Origin of the sequence: Dolichospermum sp. LEGE 00246 (assembly GCF_015207865.1) — a bacterium.
Classification (GTDB): domain Bacteria; phylum Cyanobacteriota; class Cyanobacteriia; order Cyanobacteriales; family Nostocaceae; genus Dolichospermum; species Dolichospermum heterosporum.
This window is the reverse complement of the sequence record NZ_JADEWA010000179.1, coordinates 1-10,062: the sequence shown is the minus strand read 5'-3', so window position 1 is coordinate 10,062 and position 10,062 is coordinate 1. Positions and strand designations below refer to the sequence as shown.

The window sequence follows — 10,062 nt, the reverse complement described above, 5'->3', positions numbered from 1 at the left end:
TGTATAAGAGACAGCATTTATGGTAATCTGATATAAATCTTCAGGTAGAGCATTCCTTAAATCTCTTTCAAAAGCTTTTTGAAAAGAACTAAAAAAATCGTGAAAATGTCTATGCTTTTGATAGTAATCTTTAGGATAAACTATCTGTTTGCATTCAATGACCATTGATTGATCACCGGATGCTTCTAGTAATACCTCTGGTTGCTTTGTCTCTTTTTTGGAAATATCAAGACATTTAGAAAGACTATAATCTTTTTCATAAGTCTTATTAAATTGATCAGCAAAATCTTTTAATCCCTTGTTCCACTCGCATTTGCCATCACGAAAACAATGAAAGGACACCATATTATTTTATGATTCAAGAGTTTACCTTTCAATTATAGTCTCAAAATTTACATGATGCAAGAATAACTAAGGTATAAATATGAAGCAATATTATGGTTTATATTCTAGTAAGGAATCGTGCAGTTTTTGTCCCAACTCCATGTAAAATAAATATTCCGGTCAGTATTTCCTCAATATCACTACCCCTTATTTAATATATTTATGCAAATCAATTTTCAAGCCTTTACCGTCAACAAACGATTTCCCCTCACAATTGTTGTAGGTGCGTTAGCGCCAGCGTAACGCACCTTATCCCACAATCAAAACGGTGCGTTACATTTCATTAACGCACCCTACAATTAACTAATTATAAGCCTCCATCGGTAAACAAGAACAAACAAAATTCCTATCCCCAAAAGCCGCGTCAATTCTCCCCACACTTGGCCAGAACTTATATTCCTTATTCCAAGGTGCAGGATAAGCAGCTTGTTCACGGGAATAGGGATGATTCCACTCACCAACAATCAAACTTTCCGCAGTGTGAGGGGCATTTTTCAAAAGATTATCGTGAATATCCATTTTACCAGATTCAATTGCGGCAACTTCCTCACGAATCGCAATCAAAGCATCACAAAATCTATCTAATTCCTGTTTAGATTCACTTTCCGTTGGTTCTACCATAATTGTCCCAGCAACAGGCCAAGAAACAGTAGGTGCATGAAAACCATAATCCATTAACCGCTTCGCAACATCATCAATTTCAATCTGCGCTGATTTCTTCAAACTTCGCAAATCTAAAATACATTCATGTGCCACTAAACCATTTTTTCCCTGATACAAAACCGGATAATATGATTCCAATTTCTTAGCCATGTAATTAGCATTCAAAATCGCAATTTTGGTTGCTTCCGTCAACCCATCTGCACCCATCATGATAATATACATCCAAGAAATCACTAAGATACTTGCACTACCCCAAGGTGCAGCAGAAACAGCACCACTTGATTTTGGATTTTGGATTTTGGATTTTGGATTATTTTCCTGTATTGTCGTCACAAAATGTCCTGGTAAAAACGGGACAAGGTGGGAAGCGACACCAATGGGACCCATACCGGGACCACCACCACCATGAGGAATACAGAAAGTTTTGTGTAAGTTCAAATGACAGACATCTGCACCAATATCACCAGGACGACAAATACCCACTTGGGCATTCATATTAGCGCCGTCCATGTAAACTTGTCCACCGTGACTATGAATTACCGCACAAATTTCTTGAATTGCTTCTTCAAATACCCCATGAGTTGACGGATATGTCACCATTAAAGCTGATAATTCATGACTATGTTTTTCAGCTTTGGCTTTTAGATCTTCAACATCAATATTACCATGATCATCACAAGCAACTCCCACAACTTTCATTCCACACATTACCGCACTCGCGGGATTTGTACCATGTGCAGATTGGGGAATTAAACAAACGTTTCTGTGTCCTTCTCCCCGACTTTGATGATATTCATGAATTACCAAAAGTCCCGCATATTCACCTTGAGAACCTGCATTTGGTTGTAAGGAAATTCCCGCAAAACCTGTAATTTCTCCTAACCATGCTTCTAGTTGTTGGAAGAGGATTTGATAACCTCTAGTTTGGGAAATTGGCGCAAAAGGATGGATTTTACCAAATTCTGCCCAAGTGACGGGAATCATTTCCGAAGTTGCGTTTAACTTCATGGTACAAGAACCCAAGGGAATCATTGAGGTGGTTAATGATAAATCCTTGCTTTCTAGTTGATGCAAATAACGTAATAACTCAGTTTCAGAATGATAACGGTTAAAAACTGGATGGGTAAGATATTTACTTTGACGTGATAATTGAGAATTGGTAATTGGTAATTCTTCCACAGTAAAAGGTAGTTGATCTTTGAGTGCGAAAATTTGCCAAATATCAATTAAATCTGTTTCTGTTGTAGTTTCATCTAAGGAAATACCAACTGTGGAATTATCAAAAATTCTCAAGTTGATATTTCTCTCATGTGCAGCGTCGAGAATTGCTTCTAATTTGGTATTTCCTAATTCTACCCGCAAGGTATCAAAGAAGTTTTCCGAACTGATTTTATAACCTAACTTTTGCAATCCTGCGGCTAAAGTTGCGGTAAGTTCATGGATATTTTGGGCGATCGCTCTGAGTCCATCGGGTCCATGATAAACTGCATACATACTCGCCATCACTGCCAATAAAACCTGTGCCGTGCAAATATTACTGGTGGCCTTATCTCTGCGGATGTGTTGTTCACGGGTTTGCAAAGCTAAACGGTATGCAGGTTTACCATGAATATCTTTTGATACCCCTACAATACGCCCTGGAACGAGCCGTTTATACTCTTCCTTCGTGGCAAAATAAGCAGCGTGTGGTCCCCCAAATCCCAAGGGAATACCGAAGCGTTGGGTGCTGCCTACAGCAATATCAGCCCCTAATTCACCGGGGGGTGTGAGTAATGTTAAACTTAAAGGATCTGCGGCTATTGTCACCAATGCACCCTGAGCATGGGACTGTGTGATAAAATGGCGATAGTCGTAAATTGTCCCGTCAGTTGCGGGATATTGCAGAACTGCACCAAAGATAGTTTCGGTAAAATCAAAGGTTTGATGATCACCGATAATGATGTTTATGCCTAAAGGTTTGGCGCGTGTTTGCAAAACATCAATGGTTTGAGGATGACATTCACTAGAAACAAAATAGCTATGGGATTTATTTTTGCACACACCATAACTCATACTCATGGCTTCTGCGGCTGCTGTCCCTTCGTCAAGCAAAGAGGCGTTAGCAATTTCTAAACCCGTTAAGTCAATAATCATGGTTTGGAAATTTAATAACGCTTCCAAACGTCCTTGGGCAATTTCTGGCTGATAAGGGGTGTAAGCTGTATACCAACCGGGATTTTCTAAGATGTTGCGTTGAATGACGGTAGGGGTAATACAGTCATAATATCCCATGCCGATAAATGAGCGATAAACCTGATTTTTATCAGCTATTTGCTTTAATTTTGCCAGTGCTGCAAATTCGCTTTGTGCTGCTGGTAGGTTTAGGGTTTGATGAAACCGGATTGCCTGTGGTACTGTTTTATCAATTAGATCATCAAGGCTGGAAAGACCTAATAAATCTAGCATTTGCTGAACATCATCGGGTTTTGGTGCAATGTGTCTTTGTGCAAAGTTGCCTAATTTTTGACTAGTATGAGGTTGAGTGCGCGGGGGATTAGCTACCACAAGTTGTTCTCCAAAGGTTTCTGTATTAATATATTGTAATGATCACTTTTGGATATTAGGGTTTTTTCTATAGCAATTCTATGTGAGTTGTAAATAGGGTTTTTTAACTAACCACAGAGGCACAGAGGTCACAGAGGTGGAGAATGAAGAGATTTATGCCTATGGCAAGTTTGTGGGTTTACGTTTTATTTAGTTTGGTAATGTTTCCATTTTTGCTGTAGTCGCTTTCTTTTTTCGGGTGTTAAGGTGTGGAAACAGTGAGGACAGGAAATACTTTTTTCATATTCTGGGGAATTTTTATCTGCTTCGGAAACGGGATATCCACAACAAAAGCATAATTCCTGATTTCCTGTTTCTAAGTTATGACTAACTGTGACTCTTTCATCAAAAATAAAACATTCTCCTTCCCATAAACTTTCTTCTTGGGGAACTTCTTCTAGATATTTGAGAATGCCTCCTTTGAGGTGATAAATTTCTTCAAAACCTTGAGAAAGTAGATAAGATGAGGCTTTTTCGCAACGAATTCCTCCAGTACAAAACATTGCTACTTTTTTATGCTTTTTGGGGTCAAGATGTTTTTGTACATATTCGGGAAAATCTCGAAATATCTGAGTTTGCGGATTTTCTGCTCCTTTGAAAGTCCCAATGGTGACTTCATAATCATTGCGGGTATCAATGACTGTGACTTCTGGGTTAGAAATTAAATCATTCCAGTCTTCGGGTTTGACATAAGTTCCTACTTTTTCCGCCGGGTTTACTTCTGGTAAGCCTAAAGTGACAATTTCTGGCTTTAAGCGGATTTTTAACCGCTCAAATGGGGGAATTTCTGTGTAGGATTCTTTATGTTCTAAATCTGCAAACCGTGAATCATTGCGAAGAAAGGCTAGAACTGTGTCAATTTGCTGACGAGAACCGGCAATTGTGCCGTTAATTCCTTCCTGTGCTAGTAAGATAGTTCCTTTGATTCCTTGTGACTGACAAAGGGATAATAAGGCTGCTTGTAGTTCTCTACAATCAGGGAGATTCACGAATTTATATAGTGCAGCAACAACTGTCTGATTTTCTTGGTTCATGGTCTTGGCAAATTAATAATAATAGTTTATGATGACTTAGTTATGTAAGATCAGCCCTTTTTACATAAAAAACACGCTTGGGGGTTTAGCTCAGTTGGTAGAGCGCCTGCTTTGCAAGCAGGATGTCAGCGGTTCGAGTCCGCTAACCTCCATTAATTTACGAAATACGTCTCACGCAAAGGCGCAAAGGCGCAAAGAATAAAAGCCGCATTTAAATTCAGCAAACCCTAATTATGTTTAAATACTAAGGAAAGGTTATTTGCTGGCATGGGGTAAGTTTGGTGCAATATCAGATTTTGGGCTTCAGCAGCTTTAACTACATCTTCTAGGTTACGCACTCCCCAGTCTGGATTTTGCGCTTGCAAAGACTCATCAAACGCAGCGTTACTGGGTGCGGTATGTTCACCATTTTGTTTATAGGGACCATATAAGTAGAGAATACCACCTGATGGCAGAATCCGTCCAGCCCCTGCCATTAGTCCTAAACAGGCTGACCAAGGGGAAATATGAATCATGTTAATATTGACAATAGCAGAAATAGGAGGCTCTGGTAATGGTTTTGTTTCTACTGGCCATATTGGTGAACTGGCATCTAAATCTAGGGGTGGTTGCAGGGCTTTACAGGGAAAAAATTCAGCCCAGGCTCTAATACTAGCACGCAGTTCTGGGTTAGGATCTGAAGGTAGCCATTGCCGAGGTGCGAGGTGATAGGAGAAAAATGTAGCGTGTTCACCTGTGCCACTGGCTATTTCTAAAATAGTCCCATGTTGAGGCAATATTTGTAAAAGCAATTCTAGAATGGGTTCGCGGTTGCGCTGGGTTGCGGGGGCAAATCTTCGCTGGTCTGCGGGTGTGTTCATATTGGGTGAGCATTCACTATCATAAGAATACCCGGTAAGTGGGAAACGAGCGCGTCTTTAGACCTGAGAGGGAAACGACACGAGCGGTTCTAACCGCTGTGGATATTAAAATTAAAACCAGATTTTTGATTGGAACCTGGAAACCAACTCCCATTTCTGGGGTAATGTTAGCTGATGCCTACGGCACGCTGCGCGAACGACCAGTTATAAGAGCTTTTTAGACTTGCAACACTGTTTCAGTGACCTTAAAACTGTTTAATTGCAAATGACAGAGCAGGGAACTAGCAACGCATTCCGGGGTGTCGTGACTCAAATAACGGCTACCATGAGAGTAAACTCAGGGTGGTCTGGTCAGTACGGCTTGCTTGATTACTCTTGCAAGCCCAGTCCCTTTAGGGCTGGGTTACTGACAATGAAATTAGCAGCGATCGCTCAATTTTAGCTTTTTTTTGCCACACTACAGGAGAACAATTTGCCTAAGTCTATTCATTCTACCCAACCTCCCCTAAAATTTATTCCTCAACGTCATAATCCCTTCGTTGTTAAAGTCGTGTCTTGGTTTTTGCCTTTGATTTTGCGGGTAAGAACTAGACCTTGGCTACCTGCGGGTATTGTCAATATTGAAGCTAAAAACGCCGAAGTTTTAGCTAAATTATACCACGAATTTCAAGCAGGTAAAGTCCGATTTTTAATTGCTTTCCGTCACCCAGAGGTGGAAGATCCTCTATCTATGTTATACCTACTATCACGGATTGTCCCCCAGGCAGCCAGGGAAAAAGGTATTAGTCTCAAATACCCTGTTCACAGTCATTTTATGTATGAACGAGGAATGACTTTATGGGCAGGAAAGTGGTTAGGATGGTTATTTTCTAGACTTGGTGGTGTACCAATTCGTAGGGGTAAGCGCGTAGATAGAAATGCTATCCAAATGGCCAGGGAATTATTTGCTAATGCCGAAATGCCGATTGCGATCGCTCCTGAAGGTGGTACAAATGGACATAGTAGTATAGTCAGTCCTTTAGAACCGGGTGTGGCACAGTTAGGTTTTTGGTGTGTGGAAGATTTAAAAAAGGCTAACCGCGAAGAACAGGTTTTTATTATTCCTATTGGCATTAAATATAGTTATGTTAATCCCCCTTGGCAAAAAATAGATTGGCTTTTATCTAAATTGGAAGCTGATAGCGGTTTACCTGGGACGGAACTTAGTACAAATGGAAAGGAACGGGAAGGAATTTTATATCAGCGGGTTTTACGTTTAGCTGAATATCTAATTTCGGAAATGGAGGAATTTTATCGCCGTTTCTATCATCAGGATTTTCCAGAAATTATCAGTTCAGAAGTTCCTATAAATGAATTGTTAACTACTAGATTAAACCGTTTGATGGACACTGCTTTGAAAATTACGGAAAAGTATTTTAATATCCAGCCTCAAGGTAATTTTATTGATAGATGTCGCCGTTTAGAGGATGCTGGTTGGAATTATATTTATCGAGATGATATTGCCGATATTCCAAGTTTACCACCTTTTAAACGGGGTCTAGCTGATTGGGTAGCTGAAGAAGCCGATTTGAAAATGCAGCACATGAGAATTGCTGAAAGTTTTGTGGCGGTTACTGCTGATTATATTCTCCAAAAACCCACACCAGAAAGATTTGCAGAAACGCTTTTATTAATGTTTGATATGTTGTCTCGCATTCAGAATTCTACTTTACCAGGAAGACCGCGTTTAGGTTGGAAACAAGCTATGATTTTTGTTGGTGAACCGATTAATGTGAATACAAGATGGGAAAATTGTCAAGGGAATAAACAAGCTTTGCGAAAGGGTGTAAGTGAGTTGACGCAGGATTTACAAGTGATGTTGGAAGGGTTAATTCAGGACTAAGTTTACACTCCAGACGCAGAGGCGCGAAGAGGGTTTGTAATAGTTTCATCTATCGGCGAAACTATTCAAAATATCTTCAGGTAAAGGAACATCAAAATATTTTGAGATGACCTCATCTACTTTATTATACTTGCTGAGAGCGATCGCCAAAAAACCAGAAACCCCGATATTGGTAAATTGAAGGATGAAAATAGAAAATATGTCCACGCAAACTAACCACAGCTTTAAGTAGTGAGACAGAATTAATTACACAATGTCATTGCGTTAGCGCAGCGTTAGCCGTATGGAACGAAGTGAAATGAAGCAATTCCAAGGGTTGTGATTGCTTCCCTTCCCTCGCAATGACTGTCAATATTTTTGTTCAGTTACTTACTATGTGAATTTAACCGGATTTGATATGACCTGTTCCCTTTTTTTGGTGATAATAGAAATTGCGAATCTGTGGAGATATAGAAGAAAATGACTAAGTTACGGGTGGGTTTACTGTTTGGTGGACGTTCTGGAGAACATGAGGTTTCAATAATTTCAGCCGGGGCGATCGCTCATGCCCTCACTTTAGAAGAAAATGCTAAAGAATACGAAGTTTTACCTTTCTACATTCAAAAGAATGGCAGTTGGCAAGCAGGAGTTACTGCACAACAGGTTTTAGCATCTGGTGTTCCCCATGAAATCCCCTCCATAACCCCTAATTTATGGCAATTTCCCCCAGAAACTCAAGAAGTTGATCTTTGGTTTCCCGTGCTTCATGGTCCTAATGGCGAAGATGGTACAATTCAAGGTTTACTAACTTTGATGCAAGTTCCCTTTGTGGGTTCTGGAGTCTTGGGTTCAGCCATAGGAATGGATAAAATTGCCATGAAAATGGCTTTTGCCCAAGCGGGATTACCTCAAGTAAAATATATTGCTGTCAGCAGAGAGCAAGTTTGGTCAAATGCTTGTGTATTTCCCAAGCTGTGTGATGAAATTGAAGCCACATTGGGCTATCCCTGCTTTGTCAAACCTGCTAATCTAGGTTCGTCAGTGGGAATTGCCAAAGTGCGATCGCGTCAAGAATTAGAAACAGCTTTAGATAATGCCGCCACCCATGATAGGCGAATTATTGTCGAAGCTGGAGTTGTAGCCAGAGAAGTCGAATGTGCCGTTTTAGGTAACGAAAACCCCAAAGCCTCCGTTGTTGGTGAAATTACCTTTGATAGTGATTTTTACGATTACGAAACCAAATATACCCCTGGGAAAGCCGATTTATTCATTCCCGCAAATTTACCAGATACAGTGGCACAGCAAATTCAAGACATGGCTTTACAAGCCTTTGCGGCTGTTGATGCCGCTGGTTTATCCAGAGTAGACTTTTTCTATGTAGAAGCTACCGGAGAACTTTTTATTAACGAAATTAACACTTTCCCAGGATTTACCTCCACAAGTATGTATCCCCAACTATGGGCTAATACTGGTATACCCTTTGCCCAATTAGTACATCAGTTAATTCAACTAGCGATCGCCAGGCATTCTCCCATTAATTAAGGGGATTAGGGATAGGAGATAGCGGATTAGTTGAAAGGGGAAAATATTTCTTTTTCCTATTGTCATAAATATGATTTATGTGATTAATGTGATGGATAATGAACAAGAGTTAAAAGAAAAGCGAAACACTGGAAGAATTCTAGTAAATCTACTGAAAAAATACCCTGGAATCTGGTTCTTGAGTTTGTTAATAATTCCGATAGGAGTTGTAATTATTGCCTATAATCAACTAATTTATATTGGCTATGTGCCACAGATAAAACAGGCAGAAACTCCATACATCCCCGTACAATCAACCATTTCTACATTTTCCGATACTAGTAATCCCCTACCTCTATGGTTGATCATTGCCGTCATCTTCTGCTGTTCTAGCGGTTCATTTGTAATTTTCTACCTATTACAAAATTCCAAAGAAAGCACAAGAACTAGTCAACGCCATCGCAATAGTCAAAAAAGGCCCTCCCGAAAGCGTTATAAACCCACTAATAGTAAAAATTTGCTCATAATTTCGCCTCCAGAAAAAATCTATCCCCTTCATGCCAATACAGAACTTGTCAAAGACAGACAAGATTCACGATTTCTCTAAAAACCTGGCAATACAAGACTTTTAAGAAAATGCCAACTTGGCAACCAAGTTTTAATTACCTAAGTTACATTGATGCAAGATAAACAACCTCAATTCTGTGGTTATTAACGTTTACTAAATATTGATTATTTCAGACAATCCCTTAATTTATGCTCATGTTTTTTAGCATAAATAACAATGATTTATAAACACCATCTGACCATTAATTGAATCAAAAATAATCACAATAATCAGATTTGACATTTGCTGCAAAGGGAATATTAACCGCATATCAATACTGTCGTTGTTAAATCAACCCCCCTAAATAACTGGCAGTATTTATATATGTTCCCAACCGCTACAGCAGTAAATGTAGAGTGGGAGATTTTAGGCTTTTGGTATGCCTTCTCCCACTCTCTTTTTATTTATAACAACCTTGTATCTTAGAGGGTGTTTGAAAAGTTTTTAATGTATAAACAGACCCCTCTCCAAACCTCTCCCCGAAGCGGGGAGAGGCTTTGAAAACCCCCTTCCCTCGTAGGGAAGGGGGCAGGGGGGTTAGGTTTTTGG

9 protein-coding genes and 1 tRNA gene are annotated in these 10,062 nt (G+C 39.7%); 5 read left to right on the top strand and 5 right to left on the bottom strand.

Annotated features, from left to right (window positions below):
• The 3 genes from IQ228_RS13295 to IQ228_RS13285 form a co-directional block, all read right to left on the bottom strand.
• The coding region (locus IQ228_RS13295) for a hypothetical protein (RefSeq protein ID WP_193963091.1) at window positions 1-345 on the bottom strand (345 nt) is incomplete at its 3' end.
• Window positions 346-687: 342 nt separating this feature from the next.
• The gene (gcvP, locus tag IQ228_RS13290) at window positions 688-3,591 is read right to left on the bottom strand and encodes an aminomethyl-transferring glycine dehydrogenase (RefSeq protein ID WP_193963089.1); all 2,904 of its coding nucleotides are present in this window, start codon (window positions 3,589-3,591) and stop codon (window positions 688-690) included.
• A gap of 185 nt (window positions 3,592-3,776) precedes the next feature.
• Entirely contained in the window at window positions 3,777-4,664 is an 888-nt protein-coding gene (locus tag IQ228_RS13285) for a rhodanese-related sulfurtransferase (RefSeq protein ID WP_193963087.1), read from the bottom strand.
• Between the two features lie 79 nt (window positions 4,665-4,743).
• Between IQ228_RS13285 and IQ228_RS13280 the strand changes: the two genes are divergently transcribed.
• Window positions 4,744-4,816 (top strand) — tRNA-Ala (locus IQ228_RS13280).
• 75 nt (window positions 4,817-4,891) lie between these two features.
• On the opposite strand, the gene IQ228_RS13275 is transcribed toward IQ228_RS13280, so the two are convergent.
• Complete coding sequence (locus tag IQ228_RS13275) at window positions 4,892-5,524, bottom strand: DUF938 domain-containing protein (protein ID WP_027401602.1); 633 nt, start codon at window positions 5,522-5,524, stop codon at window positions 4,892-4,894.
• A gap of 265 nt (window positions 5,525-5,789) precedes the next feature.
• Here IQ228_RS13275 and IQ228_RS13270 point away from each other — a divergent pair, with 265 nt between their 5' ends.
• On the top strand, window positions 5,790-5,966 hold the full coding sequence (locus tag IQ228_RS13270) for a hypothetical protein (protein ID WP_193963085.1): 177 nt from the start codon (window positions 5,790-5,792) through the stop codon (window positions 5,964-5,966).
• 30 nt (window positions 5,967-5,996) lie between these two features.
• On the top strand, window positions 5,997-7,406 hold the full coding sequence (locus tag IQ228_RS13265) for a 1-acyl-sn-glycerol-3-phosphate acyltransferase (protein WP_027401601.1): 1,410 nt from the start codon (window positions 5,997-5,999) through the stop codon (window positions 7,404-7,406).
• A 45-nt stretch (window positions 7,407-7,451) separates the two neighbouring features.
• Here the strand turns inward: IQ228_RS13265 and IQ228_RS13260 are convergent, their stop codons facing one another.
• On the bottom strand, window positions 7,452-7,613 hold the full coding sequence (locus tag IQ228_RS13260) for a hypothetical protein (RefSeq protein ID WP_160170607.1): 162 nt from the start codon (window positions 7,611-7,613) through the stop codon (window positions 7,452-7,454).
• A 252-nt stretch (window positions 7,614-7,865) separates the two neighbouring features.
• Between IQ228_RS13260 and IQ228_RS13255 the strand changes: the two genes are divergently transcribed.
• Together IQ228_RS13255 and IQ228_RS13250 are read left to right on the top strand one after the other, a co-directional pair.
• Window positions 7,866-8,927 carry a D-alanine--D-alanine ligase family protein gene (locus tag IQ228_RS13255; RefSeq protein WP_193963082.1) on the top strand — a complete coding sequence of 354 codons (1,062 nt, stop codon included), beginning with the start codon at window positions 7,866-7,868 and terminating at the stop codon, window positions 8,925-8,927.
• Between the two features lie 70 nt (window positions 8,928-8,997).
• Window positions 8,998-9,513, top strand: a complete 516-nt coding sequence (locus IQ228_RS13250) for a hypothetical protein (protein WP_051424250.1) — start codon at window positions 8,998-9,000, stop codon at window positions 9,511-9,513.
• Window positions 9,514-10,062: the final 549 nt, after the last annotated feature.

Bases quoted from the DNA above. Each gene is read 5' to 3' on its own strand.
- IQ228_RS13255 (WP_193963082.1), top strand. From the start codon at position 7,866: ATGACTAAGTTACGGGTGGGTTTACTGTTTGGTGGACGTTCTGGAGAA.
- IQ228_RS13250 (WP_051424250.1), top strand. From the start codon at position 8,998: ATGATTTATGTGATTAATGTGATGGATAATGAACAAGAGTTAAAAGAA.
- IQ228_RS13270 (WP_193963085.1), top strand. From the start codon at position 5,790: ATGACAGAGCAGGGAACTAGCAACGCATTCCGGGGTGTCGTGACTCAA.
- IQ228_RS13275 (WP_027401602.1), bottom strand. From the start codon at position 5,524: ATGAACACACCCGCAGACCAGCGAAGATTTGCCCCCGCAACCCAGCGC.
- IQ228_RS13285 (WP_193963087.1), bottom strand. From the start codon at position 4,664: ATGAACCAAGAAAATCAGACAGTTGTTGCTGCACTATATAAATTCGTG.